The sequence below is a fragment of the Shewanella amazonensis SB2B genome (assembly GCF_000015245.1).
Classification (GTDB): Bacteria; Pseudomonadota; Gammaproteobacteria; order Enterobacterales; family Shewanellaceae; genus Shewanella; species Shewanella amazonensis.
The window spans coordinates 3893065-3916314 of the sequence record NC_008700.1 but is presented as its reverse complement, the minus strand read 5'-3'; the positions used below and the strand labels follow the sequence as shown (position 1 = coordinate 3916314).

Below are 23250 nucleotides of genomic sequence, written 5' to 3'. Positions count from 1 at the left end.
CCGCTGTTATCAGCCGCGCTCGCTGATTGGGGTCACGCTGCGCAGTTCCACACCCACATAATCGGCGCTTGGGCGGATGATGCGGTTGTTGCTGCGCTGCTCCATCACGTGGGCAGTCCAGCCGCTCACCCGTGAACATACGAATATGGGGGTGAACAGCTTGGTGGGGATGCCCATGAAGTGATAGGCGCTGGCATGGAAGAAGTCGGCGTTACAGAAGAGCTTCTTTTGTTCCCACATAAAGGCTTCGCAGGCCACGGAAACACGGTACAGACGGTCGTCGCCATATTCCTTGGCGAGCTTTTCAGACCATTCTTTGATGATGGCGTTACGAGGGTCGGATTCGCGGTAGATGGCGTGACCAAAGCCCATGATTTTTTCTTTGCGCTCCAGCATACCGGCCAGTACGTCGCGGGCGTGCTGCTCATCGCGCATGTCCTGGATAAGCTCCATGGCCGCCTCGTTGGCGCCGCCGTGCAGCGGGCCGCGCAGTGAACCGATGGCACCGGTTACGCAAGAGTGCATATCAGACAGGGTCGAGGCACAGACGCGGGCAGTAAAGGTAGAGGCGTTGAACTCGTGCTCTGCGTAGAGGATGAGGGATACATCCATTACCCGGGCATGCAGGGCAGAAGGCGCCTTGCCGTGCAGCAGGTGCAGGAAGTGGGCACCGATTTGCTCGTCATCGGTCTCGGTTTCGATGCGCACGCCATCGTGGCTGAAACGATACCAGTAGCAGATGATGGACGGGAACACCGCCAGCATGCGGTTGGTTACATCAAACTGGTCGGCAAAGCTGTGTTCGGTTTCCAGGTTGCCCAGCATAGAGCAGCCGGTACGCAGCACATCCATGGGATGGGCATTGGCGGGGATGCGCTCCAGCACTTCTTTCAGTGCCTGTGGCAGGCCGCGCAGGCCTTTGAGCTTGGCGCGGTAGTTGTCCAGCTCCAGTTGAGTGGGCAGCTCGCCGTACAGAATGAGAAAGGCCACTTCTTCGAAGCTGGCGTTTTCGGCCAGATCTTTTACGTCGTAGCCACGGTAGGTGAGGCCTGAGCCGGATTTACCTACTGTGCTCAGGGCGGTTTCACCGGCGCTCTGACCACGCAGGCCTGCACCACTCAGTTTTTTATCGGTTGTCTCAGCCATTTTGCATTCCCTCGTAAACTCGTTTGTTCTTGGTTGCCGGCATCGGTAGGGCGATGGGGTCCCGGCGCTGATTTATGGATTACTTTGTTCGCCACGGATTTTTGCCGGGGCGGGAAGCAGCTACTGCCTGGGCCTTATGCCCCGCTGTCTTCGTCCTTGCTTGTCTTTTACTTGTTCAGGCCTGCGGCCTTATTTGTTTTTGCCTTCAGCAAAGAGGCGGTCCAGCGTGTCTTCAAAGCTGTGGTAGTTCAAAAACTCGTACAGCTCTTTCCGGCTTTGCATGGTGCTGAGCACATTGCGCTGGTGGCCATCGTTCATCAGTGCCTGCATCACCTTAAGGGCGGCCTGGTTGGCGGCGCGGAAGGTGCCGAGTGGATAGAGCACCATATCGGCTCCGGCTTCATACAGGGCTGACTTGTCGAACAGCTCGGTTTGACCGAATTCGGTCATATTGGCGAGGATGGGCGCTTTTACCGCGTCCTTGAACTTGCGGTACTGTGGCAGCTCGGTCAGGGCCTCGGCAAAAATCATGTCGGCACCGGCCTCGATATAGGCCTGGGCACGCTCTATACCGGCATCCAGCCCTTCAACGGCTACCGCGTCGGTGCGTGCCATGATGACGAAGTTCTCATCGGTGCGGGCATCCACGGCGGCCTTGATGCGGTCAACCATCTCTTCGGTGCTCACCACGGCCTTGTTGGGGCGGTGGCCGCAACGCTTTTGCGACACCTGGTCTTCCATATGCACCGCGGCAACACCAACCTTTTCAAATTCCTTGATGGTGCGGGCGATGTTGAAGGCGCCGCCCCAGCCGGTGTCTATGTCGACCAGCAGTGGCAGCTGGGTGGCCGAGGTGATGCGGCCGGCATCAATCAGCACATCATTCATGGAGGTCATGCCCAGATCCGGCAGACCATAAGAGGCGTTAGCCACCCCGGCGCCCGACAGATAGAGAGCCTGAAAGCCGGTCTTTTCGGCCATCAGAGCGAAATAGGCGTTGGTGGTACCTACGATTTGCAGTGGCTTGGAGCGTGCCAGTGCGTCGCGAAAACGCTTGCCTGCGCTGTGGGTCATGCTGTCTCTCCCTTTAATTGCTGTGTATTGGCGAAGGTAAGCGAGCTGTGCTCACGGGCGCTTGCCTCGGCCTTGAGTTCTTTAAGACGTGCCTCTGTGTTGCGGCGTCCCTGTTCGATATGGCGCTGCATCAACAGCGCCGCCAGCTCGCCATCACGCTCGGCAATGGCCTCGACTATGCGTCTGTGTTCGGCTATTGCCCGGCTTGGGCGCTGGTGGTTGCTGCACTGATAACGGTACATGCGCAGCAGGTGGTACAGGCCGCCCATCAGGGTTTCCTGCAGGTGTTTGTTGCCGCTGGCGCGGATGATTTGGTAGTGGAAGTCCACGTCACCCTGCTCCTGAAAATAGGTGTCGCCCTGTTTGAGCGCGGCTTCCTGACGTTCGAGCAGCGCCTGCAATTCGACAAGTTGTGCTTCAGTAATGCGTTCGGCTGCGAGGCGACAGGCCATGGCTTCCAGGGTGGAGCGCAGGTCATAGAGGTCGTTCAGCTCTTCCACCGACAGCTGTGCCACCCGGGCACCCACATGGGGCATGCGTACCACCAAACGTTGGCGCTCGAGGGTTTGCAGGGCTTCACGGGTGGGGCCTCGGCTGATGCCGAATTGGGCGGCCAGTGCCTGCTCATTTATCTTGCTGCCCGGGGCCAGTTCGCCCTTGATGATGGCAGTTTGAATCGCACTCAGGATCTGATCGGCCAGGGTGGCCGCGCCGCGCTCGCTGGCGCCGCGTTCAGTGCTGAGATCTTTCGGGGTACTCTGGCTCATTGGGTGCTTGTTGCCGCTTTGGCTGCGGCCCTGTCGCTGACAATGGTTGAAAATTAGACCTCTTGCGGTGGATTGTCAACAATCCGTTGACGTAGACGTAAGTCTAAGTATTGGCGCTCTTTGATTTAAATATTAATTAAAGTATTGATATTAAAGGTTTGTCTATCAAATCCTTGTTTGCTGTTTTGTTTGCGTTACAACACGGGAGAAAGATTTATTGTCAACAACTGGCGGTTTTGCACTTTGTCTGTAAGGCATGGGATGATGTGGCCATCAGCCAATCAAGGGTAGCTGTGGTGGACGTATTTCGCTTCAAAAGCCGCGGCCCTGTTAGAGCAAAGAAACGATGGAAAAGATTTTGGTGAGCGCCTGTCTGCTGGGCGAAGCGGTGCGATACGATGGTAAAGATAATTTGGTGGAGTCGTCCCTGTGGCAAGGCTGGCAGCAACAGGGACGCTTGGTTGGCATCTGCCCCGAGTGCGCCGGCGGTTTGCCCACGCCCCGCCCGCCGGCAGAAATACAAGCGCCAGACCCAAAGCAGGCCATTCGGGTCATCACAGAGACGGGGGAGGATGTGACAGATGCCTTCGTGCGGGGCGCTGAAGCTGCTTTAAGGCTTGCCCGAAAGGAAAATATTCGTTTTGCCATTCTCAAAGCCCGCAGCCCGTCCTGCGGCAAGGGGCTGATTTACGATGGCAGCTTTTCCCGTACCCTGAGTGAGGGCGACGGCATTACCGCAGCGCTGCTGAGTCAGCACGGCATAGAAGTCTTTACCGAGTATCAGCTGCAACAATTGACTGAGCGGCTGGTGCAGATTGGTGATTGAGTTGGGTCAGCGGTCTCTGGTGTGACAATTGGCTTATAAATAATTGGGTTAAGCGAGCACTGTCTTCCTCGGGAAATAAACGTGAGCCATAGCCACCACTATAATCAGCCCATTCTGCCGCTTTAAGTACCACCTCCAGTCTGCCGCTGCGCTCAACCATAAACACCACATGTTGCTGCGCTTCCTCTCTCAGAAACTGGTCTGCGAGCAACAATTTTGCTTCGTCGGTATTAAGCGCCTTATAGGCTATACGATAGGTGTCATGGGTTTGGTTAATGTTGTGGCGTTGTTCCCGGGAGTAGTTGGCGCCTTGCTTACTTTGCCCTATATACACTTGGAAACAGTAGCTGTTGCTAAGGGCGAGCGCTTTGAGTAACTGATGGCCTGGTGCGATTTTTACCGCCAATTCAGCTGTTTGCTTGCATGGCGTGGAAGGGGCGACAACAGCTTCAGAACTGTCCGCAGCTGATGACAGCGAGAGGAGCACACTGCTAATGAAGACAAATGCGTAAGTGATTTTGGTCATGGTGCCCGTCCCTGGTATGACGCTGTGACTGCAGGCCGCTTTTAACCCGCTTATAGCATATTAAGCGATTACAGCAGTAAGGCAACAGGGTTTTCAGCGCGGTTTACAGGGCTTTAAAAGATAAAAAGGACAGCATTTCAACTGCCGTCCTGAATCGCGTCTTGGAGTAGCTATTTTCGCACTGAGCGCAAAGTGACTCAGTGGCCACGCTCGGCCAGTTCACGGTAGCTGCTGGTGCTGGCTTTGTGCTCGGCCAGTAGCTCGTGGATTTGTTCATCCTTTTGCAGCCAGATGTCATTGAGCCAACGCTGGAATTGGGCCCGGTATTCGGCGCTGCTGAAGTACTGTTTGTCATCCACTTCGGGCACCGGCAGTGCTTCTATTCTGATAACAATTTTACTCACCTTGCCCTGCATTACGCCGGCTAGAATGTCTTTTGGGGCATCCGGGTAAACCACGGTGACGTTCAAGAGGTGGCTGAACTGCTCACCCATGGCAGAAAGTGCGAACGCGATACCGCCTGCTTTGGGGCGCAGCAGGTAGCGATAGGGCGAGTTTTGCCGGTCGCGCTTTTCTTCGGTAAAGCGGCTGCCTTCCACATAGTTGATGATGGAAGTGGGCAGATCGCGGAATTTTTCGCACGCCTTGCGGGTCGTTTCCAGATCCTTGCCCTTGAGCTTGGGATTCTTTTTCAGCTTCTCGGGGCTGGTACGGTTCATAAAAGGCATGTCCAGCGCCCAGCAGCCCAGCCCCATGATGGGCACATAAATCAGTTCTTTTTTGAGAAAGAACTTGAGCATGGGAATGTGGTTCCGAAGGATATAGGTCTGCGCCGCAATGTCGAAGCCGCTCAAGTGGTTGCTTATCACCAGATACCAGCCGTTTTTATCCAGCTGTTCCAGACCTTTGACGTCCCATTCGATTTTGGCAATCAGCTTGAGGATGGCGCCGTTGAGAGTGGCCCAAAGCCACATAAAACGGTTCATCAGCATGGTGACCCGGACACGGCCCGCCTTGAAGGGCGTCAGCAGTTTGAACAGACCACCGATGCACACCAGGGAACCACAGATGGCGGTGTTGATAATGAGCAAGCTACCGCTTATGAAAAACAGCAGCGGCCCCGGCAAAAAGTTAAGCATGTTGTTCAGAAACCTCAGTTTTTATCTCTTTCTCACCGGAAAGCTGTTTCAGGATGCCGTCTTTGCGGGCCCAGATCTGGTTGAGCTGTTCCTGGAAGTCCTGCTTAAACTCTCGGTCGTTGATGTAGTCACCGCGCATCTCGCTGGCAATGTCAGCCACCGTCACGTGCACGCGGATTTCATCCACCTGGCCGGAAATAAAGTCCCAGAAGCTGGGGACCTTTCCGGGGTAGTAAATGGCCACGTCCACCAACTTGTGGATTTGCTCGCCCATGGCCGAGAGCGCAAACGCCATACCGCCAGCTTTGGGGCGCAGCAAATGTTGGAAGGGCGAGTTTTGCTTCTTGTGTTTGGCGGCCTGAAAACGGGTACCTTCCACAAAATTCATTACACTCACCGGTTTGTCTTTGAATTTGGCACAGGCGCGGCGGGTTATTTCAATGTCTTTGCCCTTCAGCTTGGGATTCTTTTTCAGCTCGGCGGTGGAATAGCGGCGCATAAAAGGAAAATCCAGTGCCCACCAGGCGAGACCCAGCACAGGCACATAGAGCAGCTGTTGCTTGAGGAAGAACTTCAGGAAGGGGATCTTGCGGTTAAAAATACGTTGCAGCACCAGAATATCGACCCAGCTCTGGTGGTTGGCGATTACCATATACCACTCGTCACGGGTCAGTTCAGCGTCACCGAGTACCTCAATGCGCACTGGGTGCAGCACATTTTGGATAAACCCGTTCACTGAAATCCAGTTGGAGGCGCAACCATCCACCAGATGTGACATCAGTTTGCGCAGGGCAGGAATGGGCAGCAGCTTTACCAGACCAAGCAGCAGGATAGGCACAAACCAAAACAGGGTGTTAAGTGTGTAACCCAGAAAAGCCAATGAGCCTCGGATAAGCGACAACAGCGCGCGCATTCATACCTCCAGAAATTTGTGGAGGCCTATGTTAACCGTGAATGCCCTATTGCTCAATCGTACTGCCACGCCAATACGGCTGGCACTACCAGTAACGAGGTTTTTACCGGTGGCACTGGCTTAGTGGGGGTAATTGCACTGTACTTAAATAACACGCGTCTGATTCATACTGTGGAAATCTCTGAATGTCTCTGTTGAACCGCTTTTTAGTTTTGATTTCAATGTCTTTTCTGGTGGTTGATGCTACGGCGTCAGAACCCGTGCTCACCATGGGTTACCGCACCACCGAAAAACAGCCTTTCATTGCCGAGGCGCCGGATAATCGTGGGTTGTTTGAAGACATGTACCTTGAGGCGGCAAGACGTATTGGTGTGTCGCTTCAGATAGTCCGTTTACCCAAGGTGAGGGTTATCAAAGGGTTGATGGATGGCAGCGTGGACTTTTATCCTCAATTTACCTTCAGCGACAATCGGCAGGGCTATTGTCAGTTTGTGGCCAATGGCCTCAAAGTTAACTACTACGCCATTTCCCGCCCAGAGGTGAAACGGCTCGAGCAGGTAGAGGACTTTGATGGGTTGGTGTTACTTCATGTCCTCGGTAATCCAGATTATCTGGGGATGCTCGGTTTTGGAGCCGCCAGTGTTACCCGGGTCGATGTGGCCGAAATGGACCTGCAAAAAGCCATTCATATGATTGAGAAGGGGAGAGCAGATGCCTACCTGTATGAGGCCGAACCCCTTGAATATGCCCTGGCACAGAGCGGCAGCACCAGGTTGCGCTTGCATCGGCAACTGCACAAGGACGAGGAATGGGCAAGCCTGGGATTTTCCAAAAAGTCCAGATGGGCGAAGCTTGAACCAAACCCTGAATACGACCCCTCAAGGCCCATCAATGTGGGGAATCAGCCCCAGCGTTTTGAGGCAGGGAGTGTACCGGCGCGCCTGGCCCTGGCACTGTCTGAGATGCGGCACGATGGCACGCTGGATGCGTTTTACCAAAAGTACCTGAACACAGCCACAGATAAGCTTCACACAAAAGACCACTGACGTCGCTGTCAGCGCGCTTCAATCATCCAGCGCTTCAATTACCCTGCGCTTCAATTTCCCCGGCGGCCAGATAATCGGTGCCAAGTGTGCACTATTATCTCATCCCTGGGCAGGAGCGAATGGTGGAGCTCATCATCAATCTGAATCCCGCCTTATTTTCGCGGTACTGCATCCGAGATACTTATGGCTCTTTACCCAGAATCCAAAAAGAATGATTCCTCAAAAATCAGTCCTTTGTTGCTTTATGGAATGTGATAGAGTCAGCGCCCAAGTTGCTGCCCAAGATTGGCAAGTAGCCTGTCCATGGCCCTGTAACCCAGCGCCTGTGCGATATGGCGCCTCTCTACCATGTGGCTGTTTTCCAAATCTGCGATAGTGCGGGCGACCCGCTGCAGGCGATGAAAGCTGCGCACCGACAGCCCGAGGCGATTGACACTCTGTTCAAGAAAGCTGAGATCTGCGCTGCTAAACCCAGCGTTTTTCAGTGCCTTGCCCGAGAGTTCGGCATTCAGCACTCCCGCCCGGGCAAGCTGCCTTTCCCTGGCGCGGTGAACACGCTGGGCGACGCTTTGGCTGGTTTCACCATTATTGCCTTCCTGAGTCAGGGTGCCCGGTGGCAGAGGGGGCACCTCGATGGACAAATCGAAGCGGTCAAGAAAAGGGCCGGATAGCCTGCCGAGGTAGCGGTTTATCTGATCAGGGCTTGAGCGGCTGCCTGGTCCCATGCTGCCGCAGGGGCTGGGATTCATGGCGGCAATTAATTGAAATCGGCTGGCGAAAGTAAGCTTTGCGGCAGCCCGGGAAATCACCACTTCGCCGGTTTCCATGGGTTCGCGCAAACAGTCGAGCACCTTGCGGGGGAATTCTGCCAGCTCATCGAGAAATAACACGCCCCGGTGGGCGAGTGAGATTTCGCCGGGCTTGGGCACACTGCCACCCCCAACCAGGGAAATGGCTGAGCAGGTGTGGTGTGGCGACCTGAAAGGGCGGCGATGGAACTCACCGGGTTTGATATTGAGACCTGCCACTGAGTGCAGTGCAGCAACTTCGAGGGCTTCATCATAGCCAAGTGGTGGGAGCAGCCCCATGATGCGGCTTGCGAGCATGGTTTTACCGCAGCCGGGCAAACCGAGCATCAAGAGATTGTGCGAGCCTGCTGCGGCGATTTCCAATGCCTGCTTGGCTTGATACTGACCTACAACGTCACTCAGGCATAGCACATTGGCCTGTGTATCATCGAGCCATTCTGCGCCTTGCTCCAGCCCCGGCAGGGACTGCTGGCCGTGAAGGAAGGCCACCAGATGCACCAACTGGCTGCACAGGCGAATGGCGGGATAATCCACCAGTTCAGCATCGGCGCGGTTCGCCAGCGGTAATATGAGTTCGCGTCCATCGCGGCGAGCCGCCACAATAACGGGCAACAGGCCCGGGCAATGGCGAATATCACCGGACAGGGCCAGCTCGCCAACGAATTCGCGGTCTTTCAGGCTGGTGAGGGGGATTTGACCGGAGGCGGCGAGAATGCCGATGGCGATGGGAAGATCGTAACGGCCTCCCTGCTTGGGCAGATCGGCAGGGGCGAGATTCACTGTGATACGGCGCATGGGGAACTCGAACCCGGCGTTCACCAGGGCGCTGCGTACCCGTTCTCTGGCCTCTTTGACAGAGGCCTCGGGCAGGCCAACCAGATTAAAGGCGGGCAGGCCATTGGCCAGATGCACTTCAACGGTAACCGCCGGGGCTTCAACCCCCAGGCTTGCTCGGGTGGCGACACAGGCAATGGCCATGGGACAAGTCCTTTTGTTCCAAAGATGACCTAAGCTTAGCAGGTGTCGGGAAAATGTAATCCCATGGTGTTTTATCTTATCAAGAGCCAGGGGCACCGATTGCTACATTGCATTGTGTTATCAAATGTGAGATTTATGGTTAAATTGACTGTAAAACATAATCAGGGAAGATGCTCCACCGGCACGGATACAAGGCTCTTGGGAGATTAAGGTGTGCTCATGCGGCTGTTGTTTATCTTGGGGTTCTGGCTGATTTTTTCCCCTGCTTATGCAAAAACGCCAGTGTTGTTTCTGAATCCGGGATACAGCAGCGAAAGTTTTTGGGGCGATGTGGATAGCTTGCTTGAGGCAAGCGCCGCCCGCTTGGACATGCAAGTCGAGACCCTGCACTCAAACCGTAATCACTTCGATATGATACGCCAGGCCTCGGAAGTGGCCGGTCGCGCCAAGCTGCCTGCATTCGTGCTGATGGTCAACGAAAAGCACGGCGGTCTTCGGATGCTGGAAGCTTTTTACCTCAAACCCGTTTATATCCAATTCATCCTCAATGACATCAGTATCGAAGAGCGTCAAAACCTGCTTAAGGATCCCCATTGGCGCACCTACTTGCTGCCGGCGGTCATCCCGGACAATCAGGATGTAGGCAACCTGACAGCGATGGCCCTGGTGAAAAAACTGGGCGAGCAGCCTGCCCAGTTGGTGCTGATTTCCGGCGATAAAACCACCCCCGCCTCAGTGGAGCGAACCCAGGGGGCCCTGGCCGTGTTTCAGGCACAGTCGGATGTCACTGTGGAGCAAACCGTCTATGGGCAGTGGCAGGAAGATAAGGCCTATCAGCAGGCTCAGGTGCTCCTTCAGCGCTATCCCGCAATAAAAGCGGTATGGACCGCCAACGATCATATGGCCTTTGGAGTCATTCGGGCGCTGAAAGAAAAGCAGCTTACGCCGGGGAAAGATGTGTTGCTGTCCACCATAAATACCTCACCACAGGTGCTGGCTCTCAGACGAGCCGGGGAAATAAATGCCCTGGGCGGAGGGCACTTTCTGGCCGCAGGCATTGCGCTGGCAAATATTCGTCAGTTCAAGGATACCGGCGAGTACCCACAGGTGCATATATCACTGTTTCGGTTGTTAGAGCCCGACACGCCGCTGTTTGATGCACTGGAAAAGCGGGACTGGGCCGGGCTTTTGGATCAGGTGCTTGACCCCACAAGGATACCCGGAAGTCTGTAAGCGCGTTTCCGGTGTCAATCTCATTAGAATAAAGGTGAACTGTTGAGCTCCAGAGTACATTCCATCAGCAGCAAGGTGACAGGTATGATCATTGGCGTCAGCACCCTGTTGGCGCTCGTCACCATGCTTATCCAGTTTGTGTGGAACTATCTGGGCGCGGTGGACAACGCCAAGGCCGAAATTCGTGGTTACAGCGAGCTGATATTGCCGTCTATCGCCCAGGCGTTGTGGGATGCCGACAGGCCACTGCTGAATGATCTGGTTTCGGCTGTGTCGCGTTTGCCCGCTGTCAGCTTTGTTGAATTGTCCAGCCTCGATGGTTTCACTGTGCGTTCGGATAATGCGGCCAATTCGGCGCAGACCAATCCCAACGCCCGGATTGAAATGCCTGTGCTGTTTGAACAGCAGCCAATTGCCACACTGCGGGTGGTTCTCAGCAACAGCGAAATCTATCGGATGCTGTGGCAGCAGATGGTGTTTCTGGTGCTGGGAAACGGTATTAAAACCCTGGTCATGGCATTCGTTATTCTATCGCTGCTCAAACATTTGGTGATTGGGCGTCTTGCCCGTTTATCGGCCTTTGCCAATACCGTGAGTTTGGCCAATGGTGAACGTATCAATAAGCCCTTTTGGCCCGCCAATGAACAGGATGAAATAGGCTCGGTGGGCCGGGCACTTGAGGCCATGTACCACAGACTCAGATCAGATTTGGCGCTTATCCGCATGCAACAGCGCCAGTTGGCAAGAAGAGGCAGGGCACTGAGCCATACCGTGGCGGCACAGGACTCACAGCTGAACTGGCTTGCCAATGCCAACAGTCTGCTGGCCAAGGTGAGTCTGCAGTTTCTGGCAGCCACCAGTGCGGATGCCAGCAAAGAGCTGAATCATTTCACCCGTGAGCTTGGTGCATTGTTGGGGGTTGAGCGGGTCAGTGTGCTCGAGTTTGTGAAGGGTAAGGCAACCTATCGCAGCTTTTGGTCATCGAATGAATCTGATGCGCCAGCCAGTGAGTTGGTGATTGATAACCTGCCACTTTTAAAACAAAAGTTTGGCCACAGTCATACGCTGGTCATTGAGGATGTCGAAAGCCTGAAGGATTCGTCATCGCAGGAATACCGTTATATGAAGCAACTGGGGATTGTGTCGGTTGCCGGGTTTGCCATTGCAGATGGTGACACCCTGTTGGGGGTGCTGTTGGTGGCCAACCACCGCTTGCCTCTGAATTGGAGTCCGGAAAAAACGCACATACTGACCCAGTTTGCCTCGGCATTGAATGAGTTGTGGCTTAGAGAGCGGCACGAAAACCGAATGTTTGAGCTGCAACAGGAACTGATGCGCGCCAACATGCACCTTGCCAGAGAGGCAGTGACAGATCCCCTGACAGGCCTGACTAATCGTCGTCCCTTCACCGAACGCTTATCGATGCAGCTTGAACAGGGGGGCATACTCCTGATGGCAGATGTGGACTTTTTCAAAGGCTACAACGATACCTATGGCCACGTGGCCGGGGACGATGTGTTGAAAAAGTTGGCAATGGAACTTCAAGCTTTGTTGTCAGACAGCGCCCTGCTGGCGCGTATTGGGGGAGAGGAGTTTGCCCTGATAGCTCCCGTGATGAGCGAAGCCGAACTTGAGGCATTATGCGACAGGCTGCTCACCCATGTCCGCAATCTGGCCATAGAGCACAGGGGATCGCATTTCGGCATAGTGACCCTGAGTTTGGGCGCGATAAACCTGGAGAATAGCAGCAATGTGCGCGATGCCCTGAGTCAGGCCGATGCCAGTCTCTATTTAGCCAAGCAACAGGGGCGTAATCTTGCGGTTATCAATGGTCATGTCAGCCCGGCGGCGAGACAGATGTCTTCTTCCTGAGAGTGTGTCGCTCTGCGGCGGGCTTTGATTTGGTGTAGCCATCCCGGAACTGATCAGATATAGCAATGGCATGAATAGCGGAACTAGCGGGTGGCCGGTTCCAATTGCTTGTTTGCCTGTTCCAGGATTTGTGCGAGCTTTCCGGATGCTCTGAGCAGCGCAATACGCTCATCAAAAAGAAGTTTCAGATTTTCGCTGTTTGGACTTTTGCGGGAAATCAGCACATAGAAAGGCTCAGCGGCGGCGCCGTTAATCAGGCCTTTCTCCAAGGCTGGCAAGGGCGGGGTGTCCATCAAGGCCATCTTGGGCGCGACCAGTTCCAGCCGGTCCAAATAAAAACGGCAGCGGCCCATTTTCAGGGTCTCCGCCAGCTGTTCGTAGCTGGCCATTCGCATCACATCCTTGTCGGCCGCCAGTCCAAAGTTGGCGTAGTTATGGCCTCCAAGACCACAGAGGGCACCGTATTGCCAGAGTTCTTCGGCGGCCGCAACTTCCCGGGGAGCATCAGTGTTTTGTTTCAGAAAAAAATACCCCGGTGTCAGATAATAATAGGGAGCGGATGAGATATAATCCCTGCGGCGTTGATCATTCATTGAGGCACTCATGACGGCGTCCACGGCCCCTGTAGTCAGTGACATCAGGCAGCGCCGCCAGGGTAGGGCTATCACTTCATAGGGAATATCTTCAAATACGTGTTTGAGCACCTCGATGTCGTAACCGGCAAGGGTCTCTGTCTTTTGTTTTCCGTCCCGGACAAAGTAGTTGAAGGGCGGAAACTCGGTGGATTCGACACAAAACACCAAGGGGGACTCGTTCTGGGCATTGGCAGTGGTCGAGAACAGGGTCGCAAAGCTGCAAAACACGAGCGTATATAATAGCTTAAACATAACTCCCCTCCGGCTTTAGCCGCACCCCTGAGTATAGCAAGATATCTGCGTATTGCCTCAGTTGCAGGACGGATTGAAAAATGAGTTTCTTCGAAAATAGTTTGATTATTCTGATGCTTATCGGCATCAGTTGTTTTTTTTCCATGTCGGAAATCGCCCTGGCGGCCTCCCGTAAAATTCGGCTGCGACAGTTGGCCGATGAAGGCAATGAGCGGGCCCGAAAAGTACTTGAGCTGCAGGCTCATCCCGGCAGCTTCTTTACCGTGGTGCAAATAGGCCTCAATGCGGTGGCCATCATGGGCGGTATCGTGGGGGAGTCGGCTTTTACCCCCCATATCATGGCCTTGCTGGATGGTATAGTGCCAGCTAAGTGGCTGGGCCAGTTCAGTTTTATCTTGTCTTTTATGCTGGTGACCAGCCTGTTTATTTTGCTGGCAGATCTAATGCCAAAGCGTATCGCCATGGCTATGCCAGAGCGTGTTGCTGTGTCATTGGTGGGGGCCATGGGCCTGTGCATTACCGTGCTGCGCCCCCTGGTGTGGGTGTTCAATGGCCTCGCCAATGGTTTGTTCCGTATGCTGCGGATCCCCACAGAGCGTAACGATGCCATCACAGAGGATGACATTTACGCGGTGATGGATGCCGGTGCTGAAGCCGGTGTTATCGACAAGGGCGAACAGCAGATGATGGAGAACGTGTTTGAAATGCAAAGCGTTCCTGTGACCTCAGCCATGACACCAAGGGAAAGCCTGGTGTTCTTTCTGCAAAGCGACACCGAAGAAGACATCAAGCGTAAAATCGCCGCCGACCCCCACAGCCAGTTTCTGCTCTGTGATGGCCAGCTGGATGCCATCAAGGGCTATGTGGACTCCAAGGATTTGCTTATCAAGGTGATAAGCGGTCAGGCATTAAACCTGAAAGACCCATCACTGGTACAAACCTGCCCCATTATCCCGGATACCCTGAGCCTGTCTGAGGCGCTGGATTACTTCCGTAACAACAGGGTCGACTTTGCAGTTGTGCTCAATGAGTATGCGTTGGTGCTGGGGGTGGTGACCTTTAACGATCTGCAAAGCGCTGTGATGGGGACCTGGTCGCTGGCCGAAGGTGAAGAACAAATTGTGGCCCGGGATCCTTCGTCCTGGCTGGTGGATGGGGTAACGCCTATTACCGATGTGATGCGTGCCTTTGGCATCGACAGTTTTCCCCAGAGCCAGAACTATGAAACCATCGCAGGTTTCATTATGTTTATGCTGCGTAAAATCCCCCGCCGTACCGACTTTGTGGTCTATGCCGGTTACAAATTTGAAGTGGTCGATATCGACTCATACAAGGTGGATCAGCTGCTGGTGACCAAGGTGGAGTTGCCACCCGGTGCTGAGGATCAGTAACGACCAACATGAAAAAAGGCCGCATTAAGCGGCCTTTTTCGTTGGGGTTCAACTTAATAGTCAATGCACGCGAGAAAGGCAGCAATCAGCGGGTCGTCCCTGCGTTTGGTCTTGCAACAACATCCCAGCTCAAAGGGTGCAATGGCCACCGGGCTTGGAATAAGCGCAATGCGATCGCGCACCGGACTGTGCTGAATCACCACTTCAGGGGTGATACTCACGCCGCAGCCCAGTGCCACCATGGAGATAATGGCCTCGTGTCCCGACACCTTGGCGTATATGTTGGCATTGATCCCCATGGCTTTGAACCAGGCATCGGCGCGGCGTCTTCCGGGACCGTGCTCCGGAATGATAAAGGGCAGCTTGTCCCAGGGAACGGTCTCTTCACCGAGCAGCTCCCGCGCGCGGCACGCCACCTGGGGTGCAATGATACTCAGGGGAATGGTTTCAATCGGCGAAAAATGCAGGTTATCGGGAAAAGGCTCTGGCAAGGCGGCAATGGCGATGTCGGCGCGGTTTTGTTGAACCTCCCCCACCGCGTTGGCAGCATCACCGGTATTGAGCACGATTTCTACCAGGGGGTGCTCGCGGCGAAATCTGTCCAGCAGCTTGGGGAGGTGACTGTAAGCTGCAGTGACCGAGCAATAGAGATTCAGCCTGCCTTTTAGTTGCAATTGATTGGGGTCGATTCGGCTTACCAGCTGCTCCCAGCTATTCATCATATCCTGCGCAAATCGGCGAAATTCCACGCCGGCCGAGGTCAGACTCACGCTGCGATTGTCGCGCTCAAACAGTCGGGTACCGGCTTCTTCTTCCAGTCGTTGCATGGCACGGCTTAAGGTGGATGGGCTCACATGCATCTGCTCCGCCGTGCGGGCAAACTGCAGGGTGTCACACAGGTTTAAAAACAGCTTTATTTCACGAATATCCATGCCAACCTCACAGGTGTCCTGATAGCTATGCCGGACGCCACATCAAAACCTTTCCAGGGTAAGTTTGTTGCAAAAATTGAAATATAAAGTTTCGTTTATATCATTTTGAGCAATGCTATCTCTGTTCTATAGTGAGTTCAATCACAATCGGTTGATGATATTAAGGTCACACTGATTGTTTGAACCCAATTGACGAAGGATAAGTGGTATTCACTATGGCTAACTACTTTAACTCATTGAATTTACGGCAGCAGCTGGCGCAGTTGAGTCAGTGTCGTTTTATGGATCGCAGCGAGTTTGAAAATGGCTGTGACTACATCAAGGGCTGGAATATCGTTATCCTCGGCTGTGGCGCCCAAGGCCTGAACCAGGGTCTGAACATGCGCGACTCCGGCCTGAATATCTCCTATGCCCTGCGCGCTGAGGCTATTGCTGAAAAGCGTGCTTCCTGGAAGAAGGCCACCGACAACGGTTTTACCGTAGGTACCTTTGAAGAGCTGATCCCACAGGCGGATCTGGTACTGAACCTGACGCCGGACAAGCAGCACTCCAACGTGGTTAACACCGTAATGCCGCTGATGAAGCAGGGCGCGACCCTGTCATACTCCCACGGTTTCAACATAGTTGAAGAAGGCATGCAGGTTCGCCCCGATATCACCGTCATCATGGTGGCGCCCAAGTGCCCTGGCACCGAAGTGCGTGAAGAATACAAGCGCGGTTTCGGTGTACCAACCCTGATTGCGGTTCACCCAGAGAACGATCCACGCGGTGATGGCCTAGAGATTGCCAAGGCCTATGCCAGTGCCACCGGCGGCGACCGTGCCGGTGTACTACACTCTTCGTTTATCGCCGAAGTAAAATCGGATCTGATGGGCGAGCAGACCATCCTGTGTGGCATGTTGCAAACCTCAGCCATCCTCGGCTACGAGAAAATGGTGGCCGACGGTGTTGAGCCTGGCTATGCCGCCAAGCTTATCCAGCAGGGGCTGGAGACCATCACCGAAGCGCTCAAGCAGGGCGGCATTACCAATATGATGGATCGCCTGTCCAACCCAGCCAAGATTAAAGCCTTTGATATGGCTGAAGAATTGAAAGGCATTCTGGCACCTCTGTTCGAGAAGCACATGGATGACATCATCAGCGGCGAATTCTCCCGCACCATGATGGCAGACTGGGCCAACGACGATGCCAATCTGCTGCGCTGGCGCGCCGAAACCAACGAGACTGCCTTTGAGAATGCGCCAAGCAGCAATGAGCACATCGACGAACAGACTTACTTCGACAAGGGCATCTTCCTGGTTGCCATGATCAAGGCCGGTGTTGAGCTGGCATTCGATACCATGGTTGACGCCGGAATCATCGAAGAATCAGCCTATTATGAGTCGCTGCACGAAACACCGCTTATCGCCAACACCATCGCCCGTAAGCGTCTGTACGAGATGAATGTGGTGATTTCAGATACCGCCGAATATGGCTGCTATCTGTTCAACCATGCCGCCGTACCTCTGCTGCGCGACTATGTGAAATCCATGTCGGCCGAGTATTTGGGTGGTGGGCTGAAAGACAGCAGCAACGCCGTGGATAACGTGCGTTTGATTGAAGTGAATCAAGCCATCCGCAACACCGCCGTTGAGTTTATCGGCGAAGAGCTGCGTGGCTACATGAAAGACATGAAGCGCATCAGCGCTGCCCAGTAACAGGGGCACCACGCCGGGCCGTTCAAGGAGCCAGCGACCCGGCTGCAACAAATGCAATACTGCAACAGTTGTGTTGAGTAGTCACAACTGCGGCAAGGTCGAAAGACCTGAGCTTGTGGCCAAGCTCGATACTTTTTCTGTTGTTGTTTGCATTGTCTCGGCAGGGAAGCTGAATCTTTTTTGGAATGCAAAATTTTCTGTTGTAAACCCAGCGGGCTTTGTGCTAATTCTTAAAGCTCGCTGAAAAAGGCGACAATCAGAAACGAATTCGCAAGTTACTAAGGACTCTGTCAAACGTGTTTAACCAGGCTGCCAAGCTCATTCTCGTGATTATTACCGTAGTGATTATTAAATCACAGCGGGGACGGCGCATGGCAAACTGACAGACCTAATCCAGGAAAGAAGTTGCAGAAAAGCCCCCCGCTCCGACAGGACCGGGGGGTTTCTCGTTTCAGGGCATTAAAAAACTAGCGTACAGGCGCAGGGCAGGAAATCAGATGGAAGGACAGACGATGAGAGGGGCTGACGCAGTCATCAAGGTATTGGCCGCCCATGGGGTGAACACGGTATTCGGTTATCCCGGTGGCGCCATCATGCCCATCTACGACGCGCTTTACGGCAGTGAAGTCGAGCACACCCTGTGCCGCCACGAACAGGGTGCCGGCTTTGCTGCCGTGGGCTATGCCCGTGCCAGTGGCAAAACCGGCGTCTGCTTCGCCACCTCTGGCCCCGGCGCCACCAACCTCATCACCGCCCTTGCCGATGCTCTGCTGGATTCAGTGCCCGTGGTGGCCATCACGGGCCAGGTGTCCACCTCGGTTATCGGCACCGATGCCTTTCAGGAAATCGATGTACTTGGTATGAGCCTGTCCTGCACCAAGCACAGCTTTATGGTGCAAACAGTCGATGAGCTGGTCCCCACGCTGTATCGGGCCTTTGAGCTGGCGGCCTCCGGCCGACCCGGGCCTGTGCTGGTTGACATCCCCAAAGATATTCAAATAGCCAAACTCGAATACAGAGCGCCGCTGTTGGCCGTTGCAGATGAACCCAAAGTTCAGGACGCCGACATCGATGCCGCCCGCGCCCTGATAGCGGCCGCCAAAAAGCCCATGTTGTACGTAGGCGGTGGTGTGGGTATGGCCGGCGCTGTCGAGCCGCTGCGCCATTTTATCAAGGCCACCTATATGCCGTCCGTGGCTACCCTCAAGGGCCTTGGTGCTATCCCCCATGGCACACCTGGCTACCTGGGCATGCTGGGGATGCACGGCGGCAAGGCCGCTAACCTTGCGGTGCAGGAATGTGATTTGCTGATGGTGGTTGGCGCCCGTTTCGATGACCGCGTTACCGGCCGTTTGGCCTCATTTGCGCCCAATGCAAAAGTGCTGCATCTGGATATAGATGCCGCCGAGCTTGGCAAGCTGCGTCAGCCCGATGTGGCCATTGCCGCCGAGCTGCGTGTGGTGTTGCCAATGCTTGAGATGCAGCTTGATATAGACCCTTGGCGCGCTGAGGTCGAAGCGCTCGCCGCCGAACACCGCTGGGATTACAACCACCCCGGCAGCCTCATCTACGCCCCTGCCATGCTGCGCCGTTTGGCCAACAAGTTGCCCGAGGACAGCGTAGTGAGCTGCGATGTGGGCCAGCACCAGATGTGGGTTGCTCAGCATATGCACTTCCGCCGCCCTGAAGATCATTTGTCCAGTGCAGGTCTTGGCACCATGGGTTTTGGCTTGCCAGCTGCCATAGGCGCTCAGATGGCGCGCCCCGATGCCACCGTGGTGGCTGTGTCAGGCGATGGCTCTTTCATGATGAATGTGCAGGAACTGACTACCATCAAACGCCGCAAGCTGCCGGTGAAAATCCTGCTTATCGACAACCAGCGTTTGGGCATGGTGAAGCAGTGGCAACAGCTGTTTTTTGAAGAGCGTTACAGCGAAACCAACCTGTCAGACAACCCGGATTTTGTTGCGCTGGCGTCGGCCTTTGATATCCCCGGGCGCACCATTTTTGCCGCCGAAGAAGTGGAAGAAGCCCTGACCGAAATGCTCACCAGTAAGGGGCCTTACCTCTTGCACGTGGCCATAGATGATGCCTTTAACGTTTGGCCCCTGGTTCCGCCGGGTGCCTCCAACAGCGATATGATGGAAGAAATGGAGAGAAGCACATGAACCATAATCTGGAAGTCACCATGGCACAGCGTCCCGAAGTGGTTGAGCGTGTGCTGAGGGTTGTTCGCCACAGGGGATTTACCCTGACCAACATGAATATGCGCCTCACTGATGAAAGCGTCTATCTGTCACTGTCGGTGTCCAGCGAGCGGGCGATTGAACTTTTGAGCAACCAGCTGTGTAAGCTGGTGGATGTGACCGGTTGCCATGTGATGCAGCCAGCCATGCCGCAGTCGGCCAGCGCCTGAGGCAAGTAGCGGATCTCTGTGCCAGTTCACAGCACATAAGTTAGATATTCTGTTTCCATCGAAAAATTGAAAAAGCAAAGGAAGTTTCAATGGCTAAATTACGTTCTGCCACCAGTACCGAAGGCCGCAATATGGCGGGTGCCCGCGCCCTGTGGCGTGCCACCGGCGTGAAAGATACCGACTTCGGCAAGCCCATCATTGCCATTGCCAACTCCTTTACCCAGTTTGTGCCAGGGCACGTGCACTTAAAAGACATGGGCTCTCTCGTGGCTTCGGCCATCGAAGAGGCGGGCGGTATCGCCAAAGAATTCAACACCATCGCCGTGGATGACGGCATTGCCATGGGTCACGGCGGCATGCTGTATTCGCTACCATCCCGGGAGCTCATTGCCGACAGTGTGGAGTACATGGTAAATGCCCACTGCGCCGATGCGTTGGTGTGCATCAGCAACTGCGACAAAATCACCCCCGGCATGTTGATGGCTGCGCTGCGCCTTAACATCCCCGTGGTGTTTGTTTCCGGTGGCCCGATGGAAGCGGGTAAAACCAAGCTGTCTGACAAGCTCATTAAGCTCGATTTGGTGGACGCCATGGTGGCCGCGGCGGACGACCGTATCAGCGATGCCGACAGCGAGAAAATCGAGCGCAGTGCCTGCCCGACCTGCGGCAGCTGCTCTGGCATGTTTACCGCCAACTCCATGAACTGCCTCACCGAAGCGCTGGGTTTGTCACTGCCGGGCAATGGCTCCATGCTGGCGACCCATGCCGATCGCCGTGAGCTGTTCCTCGAGGCCGGTCGCCGGGTAATGAAACTTGCCAAGCGTTACTACGGTGACGACGATGCCTCAGTTTTGCCCCGCTCCATTGCCTCGTTCAAGGCCTTTGAAAACGCCATGGCGCTGGATGTGGCCATGGGCGGCTCGTCCAATACCGTATTGCACCTGCTGGCGGCGGCCCAGGAAGCCGAGGTGGATTTCACCATGGATGATATCGACCGCATCAGCCGCAAGGTGCCGCACCTGTGCAAGGTGGCGCCCTCTACGCCCAAATACCATATGGAAGATGTGCACCGCGCAGGTGGTGTAATGGCCATTTTGGGTGAGCTGGACCGCGCCGGGCTTTTGCACACAGATGTAAACCATGTGGCTTCTGAAGATGGCACCTTGAAATCAGTGCTGGAGCGCTTCGATGTGGTGCTGACCAAAGATGAAAAAGTGCACGAGTTTTTCCGAGCAGGTCCTGCGGGCATCCCTACGACCCGCGCCTTCAGCCAATCCTGCCGCTGGGATACCCTGGATGATGACCGCCGTGAAGGCTGTATCCGCAGCCGTGAGTTTGCCTTCAGTCAGGAAGGTGGCCTGGCCGTGCTCTCCGGCAACCTCGCCGAAAACGGCTGTATCGTCAAAACTGCTGGCGTGGATGAGTCCAACCTCAAATTCAGCGGCGTGGCACGGGTATATGAGAGTCAGGAAGATGCCGTAGCCGGAATCCTTGGCGGCGAAGTGGTGGCCGGTGACGTGGTGGTCATTCGTTTTGAGGGCCCCAAAGGCGGCCCCGGTATGCAGGAAATGCTCTACCCAACCAGTTACTTAAAGTCACGGGGCCTTGGCACCCAGTGCGCGCTCATTACCGATGGCCGCTTCTCCGGCGGTACCTCGGGGCTGTCCATCGGTCACGTCTCGCCCGAGGCGGCCTCAGGCGGCACCATAGGCCTGATTGAAAATGGCGATCGTATCGATATCGATATCCCCGGCCGCAGCATCAAGCTGCTTGTGAGTGACGCCGAGCTCGAAAGCCGCCGCGCCGCCATGAATGCCAAGGGACCGCTGGCCTGGAAACCGCTGTCACGGGTTCGCCCTGTGTCGATGGCGCTGAAGGCGTATGCCATGCTCGCCACCAGTGCCGATAAGGGCGCGGTGCGTGATGTCTCCAAACTGGAGGGCTGAGATGCTGGATTTTTCTGGCTGTGGTGACAGAGATAAATCAGAGGTGAAGCCTGTGGATCTTGCTCATTATTATTTGCAAAAAATCCTGCTGTCGTCTGTGTATGACGTGGCCAAGGTGACGCCCCTGTCCCATATGGGCAAGCTGTCGGCGCGCCTGGGGCAGGAGATTTATTTAAAGCGTGAAGACATGCAGCCGGTGCATTCCTTTAAGCTGCGTGGCGCCTATAACCGCATTTCGCAGCTGACTCAGCCTGAGTGCGAGCGCGGTGTGGTATGCGCTTCGGCGGGTAACCATGCTCAGGGCGTTGCGTTGTCGGCCTCAAGCCGTGGCATTGATGCAGTGATAGTCATGCCCACCACCACGCCGGATATCAAAATCGATGCGGTGCGTCGTCGTGGCGGCAATGTGCTCTTGCACGGTGAGTCCTTCGATCAGGCCAACGCCCACGCTCAGCATCTGGCGCAAACCGAGGGCCGGGTCTATATCGCGCCTTTCGATGATGAGGCTGTGATTGCCGGGCAGGGCACAGTGGCGCAGGAAATGCTGCAGCAGCAGCGGGATCTGGAGCTGGTATTTGTGCCCGTGGGCGGTGGTGGCCTGGTGGCCGGCATCGCTGCCTATTACAAGGCGGTGCGACCTTCGGTGAAAATCATCGGGGTCGAGCCTGAGGATGCCGCTTGCCTTAAGGCCGCCATGGCCGCGGGTGAACCTGTGACTTTATCCCAGGTGGGCCTCTTTGCCGATGGCGTAGCGGTAAAGCGCATCGGCGCTGAGCCATTTCGTATCGCCAAACACTATGTGGATGAAGTGGTGACCGTCAGCTCAGACGAAATCTGCGCCGCGGTGAAGGATATCTTCGAAGACACCCGTGCCATTGCTGAGCCGGCGGGCGCGCTGTCTCTGGCGGGGCTGAAAAAGTATCTGGCGCAGACAACACCTGCTCTTGCTGAGGCGGGCAAACCAGCCCGCAAGGTGGCGGCCATTTTGAGTGGCGCCAACGTGAATTTTCATAGCCTGAGATACGTGTCTGAGCGCTGCGAACTGGGTGAGCAAAAGGAAGCTGTGCTGGCGGTGAAGGTGCCGGAAGTGCCCGGTAGCTTTCTTAAGTTTTGCGAGCTTTTGGGCAAGCGCGCCATGACTGAATTCAACTACCGCTTCTCGGGCCGCGACAGCGCCGTGGTGTTTGCCGGTATCCGGCTCTCCGGTGGCCAGTCGGAGCTTAAAGAGATCATCGCGTCCCTCACTTCAGGCGGCTTTGAAGTGCAGGATTTATCGAGCGATGAAACCGCCAAACTGCATGTGCGTTATATGGTGGGAGGTCACCCCACAGAGCCCTTGAGTGAGCGGTTATTCAGCTTCGAGTTTCCCGAGTATCCGGGGGCACTGCTTAAGTTTTTAACCACCCTCGGCAGCCGCTGGAACATCAGTTTGTTCCACTACCGCAACCACGGCGCTGCCTTTGGTCGGGTTCTGGCGGGATTCGAGGTGCCGGAGGGCGACAACGAGGCTTTTGGCCGCTTCCTCACCGAGCTTGGCTTTGTGTGGCAGGAAGAAACCCACAGCCCGGCTTACCGCTTGTTTTTGGGCAGTAAATAGATATGACGCGCCCCTCCCTTAGACCAAGGCAGGGGCGTTTTAGTATCAGGAATAT

Annotated in this window: 19 protein-coding genes; 10 read left to right on the top strand and 9 right to left on the bottom strand. The window is 55.2% G+C overall.

The features are described from left to right. Positions 1-9 precede the first annotated feature (9 nt). From prpC to SAMA_RS17160, 3 genes are all read right to left on the bottom strand, one after another. Positions 10-1146, bottom strand: a complete 1137-nt coding sequence (prpC, locus tag SAMA_RS17170; protein WP_011761402.1) for a bifunctional 2-methylcitrate synthase/citrate synthase — start codon at positions 1144-1146, stop codon at positions 10-12. 189 nt (positions 1147-1335) lie between these two features. Further along, on the bottom strand, positions 1336-2220 hold the full coding sequence (prpB, locus tag SAMA_RS17165) for a methylisocitrate lyase (protein WP_011761401.1): 885 nt from the start codon (positions 2218-2220) through the stop codon (positions 1336-1338). Continuing rightward, positions 2217-2987 (bottom strand): GntR family transcriptional regulator, encoded by a 771-nt coding sequence (locus SAMA_RS17160; RefSeq protein WP_011761400.1) that lies wholly within the window; start codon positions 2985-2987, stop codon positions 2217-2219. Before SAMA_RS17160 ends, prpB begins: the two co-directional genes overlap by 4 nt. Positions 2988-3333: 346 nt before the next feature. On the opposite strand from SAMA_RS17160, the gene SAMA_RS17155 reads away from it, so the two are divergent. Next, positions 3334-3813: a DUF523 domain-containing protein gene (locus SAMA_RS17155; RefSeq protein ID WP_011761399.1), complete on the top strand. Its 480-nt coding sequence runs from the start codon at positions 3334-3336 to the stop codon at positions 3811-3813. Here SAMA_RS17155 and SAMA_RS17150 read toward each other — a convergent pair. The 3 genes from SAMA_RS17150 to SAMA_RS17140 form a co-directional block, all read right to left on the bottom strand. Next, positions 3758-4339 carry a hypothetical protein gene (locus SAMA_RS17150; protein ID WP_041409932.1) on the bottom strand — a complete coding sequence of 194 codons (582 nt, stop codon included), beginning with the start codon at positions 4337-4339 and terminating at the stop codon, positions 3758-3760. The two genes, SAMA_RS17155 and SAMA_RS17150, sit on opposite strands and share 56 nt — an antisense overlap. A 197-nt stretch (positions 4340-4536) precedes the next feature. Continuing rightward, positions 4537-5478: an acyltransferase gene (locus tag SAMA_RS17145; protein WP_011761398.1), complete on the bottom strand. Its 942-nt coding sequence runs from the start codon at positions 5476-5478 to the stop codon at positions 4537-4539. Beyond that, a complete protein-coding gene (locus SAMA_RS17140; RefSeq protein WP_011761397.1) occupies positions 5471-6391 on the bottom strand; it encodes an acyltransferase in 921 nt (306 codons plus the stop codon). Before SAMA_RS17140 ends, SAMA_RS17145 begins: the two co-directional genes overlap by 8 nt. Positions 6392-6576: 185 nt before the next feature. On the opposite strand from SAMA_RS17140, the gene SAMA_RS17135 reads away from it, so the two are divergent. Continuing rightward, the gene (locus tag SAMA_RS17135; protein ID WP_011761396.1) at positions 6577-7437 is read left to right on the top strand and encodes a substrate-binding periplasmic protein; all 861 of its coding nucleotides are present in this window, start codon (positions 6577-6579) and stop codon (positions 7435-7437) included. A 260-nt stretch (positions 7438-7697) separates the two neighbouring features. Here the strand turns inward: SAMA_RS17135 and SAMA_RS17130 are convergent, their stop codons facing one another. Beyond that, a complete protein-coding gene (locus SAMA_RS17130; protein WP_011761395.1) occupies positions 7698-9224 on the bottom strand; it encodes a YifB family Mg chelatase-like AAA ATPase in 1527 nt (508 codons plus the stop codon). Positions 9225-9443: 219 nt separating this feature from the next. Here SAMA_RS17130 and SAMA_RS17125 point away from each other — a divergent pair, with 219 nt between their 5' ends. Together SAMA_RS17125 and SAMA_RS17120 are read left to right on the top strand one after the other, a co-directional pair. Further along, positions 9444-10457 carry an ABC transporter substrate-binding protein gene (locus SAMA_RS17125; RefSeq protein ID WP_011761394.1) on the top strand — a complete coding sequence of 338 codons (1014 nt, stop codon included), beginning with the start codon at positions 9444-9446 and terminating at the stop codon, positions 10455-10457. Between the two features lie 42 nt (positions 10458-10499). After that, entirely contained in the window at positions 10500-12329 is a 1830-nt protein-coding gene (locus tag SAMA_RS17120) for a sensor domain-containing diguanylate cyclase (RefSeq protein ID WP_157608360.1), read from the top strand. An 83-nt stretch (positions 12330-12412) separates the two neighbouring features. Here SAMA_RS17120 and SAMA_RS17115 read toward each other — a convergent pair whose 3' ends face one another. Then, on the bottom strand, positions 12413-13216 hold the full coding sequence (locus SAMA_RS17115) for a substrate-binding periplasmic protein (protein ID WP_011761392.1): 804 nt from the start codon (positions 13214-13216) through the stop codon (positions 12413-12415). Positions 13217-13296: 80 nt separating this feature from the next. On the opposite strand from SAMA_RS17115, the gene SAMA_RS17110 reads away from it, so the two are divergent. Then, on the top strand, positions 13297-14607 hold the full coding sequence (locus SAMA_RS17110; protein WP_011761391.1) for a hemolysin family protein: 1311 nt from the start codon (positions 13297-13299) through the stop codon (positions 14605-14607). Positions 14608-14660: 53 nt separating this feature from the next. Here SAMA_RS17110 and ilvY read toward each other — a convergent pair whose 3' ends face one another. Beyond that, positions 14661-15539 carry an HTH-type transcriptional activator IlvY gene (gene ilvY / locus SAMA_RS17105; RefSeq protein ID WP_011761390.1) on the bottom strand — a complete coding sequence of 293 codons (879 nt, stop codon included), beginning with the start codon at positions 15537-15539 and terminating at the stop codon, positions 14661-14663. Between the two features lie 215 nt (positions 15540-15754). Between ilvY and ilvC the strand changes: the two genes are divergently transcribed. The 5 genes from ilvC (at position 15755) to ilvA (ending at position 23195) form a co-directional block, all read left to right on the top strand. After that, entirely contained in the window at positions 15755-17236 is a 1482-nt protein-coding gene (ilvC, locus tag SAMA_RS17100; protein ID WP_011761389.1) for a ketol-acid reductoisomerase, read from the top strand. A gap of 497 nt (positions 17237-17733) precedes the next feature. Further along, a complete protein-coding gene (ilvG, locus tag SAMA_RS17095) occupies positions 17734-19404 on the top strand; it encodes an acetolactate synthase 2 catalytic subunit (RefSeq protein ID WP_011761388.1) in 1671 nt (556 codons plus the stop codon). After that, on the top strand, positions 19401-19652 hold the full coding sequence (gene ilvM / locus SAMA_RS17090) for an acetolactate synthase 2 small subunit (protein ID WP_011761387.1): 252 nt from the start codon (positions 19401-19403) through the stop codon (positions 19650-19652). Before ilvG ends, ilvM begins: the two co-directional genes overlap by 4 nt. 89 nt (positions 19653-19741) lie before the next feature. Beyond that, positions 19742-21598, top strand: a complete 1857-nt coding sequence (gene ilvD, locus SAMA_RS17085) for a dihydroxy-acid dehydratase (protein WP_011761386.1) — start codon at positions 19742-19744, stop codon at positions 21596-21598. Position 21599: 1 nt separating this feature from the next. Beyond that, positions 21600-23195, top strand: coding sequence for a threonine ammonia-lyase, biosynthetic (gene ilvA, locus SAMA_RS17080; RefSeq protein WP_011761385.1), 1596 nt, complete (start codon positions 21600-21602; stop codon positions 23193-23195). Positions 23196-23250 lie beyond the last annotated feature (55 nt).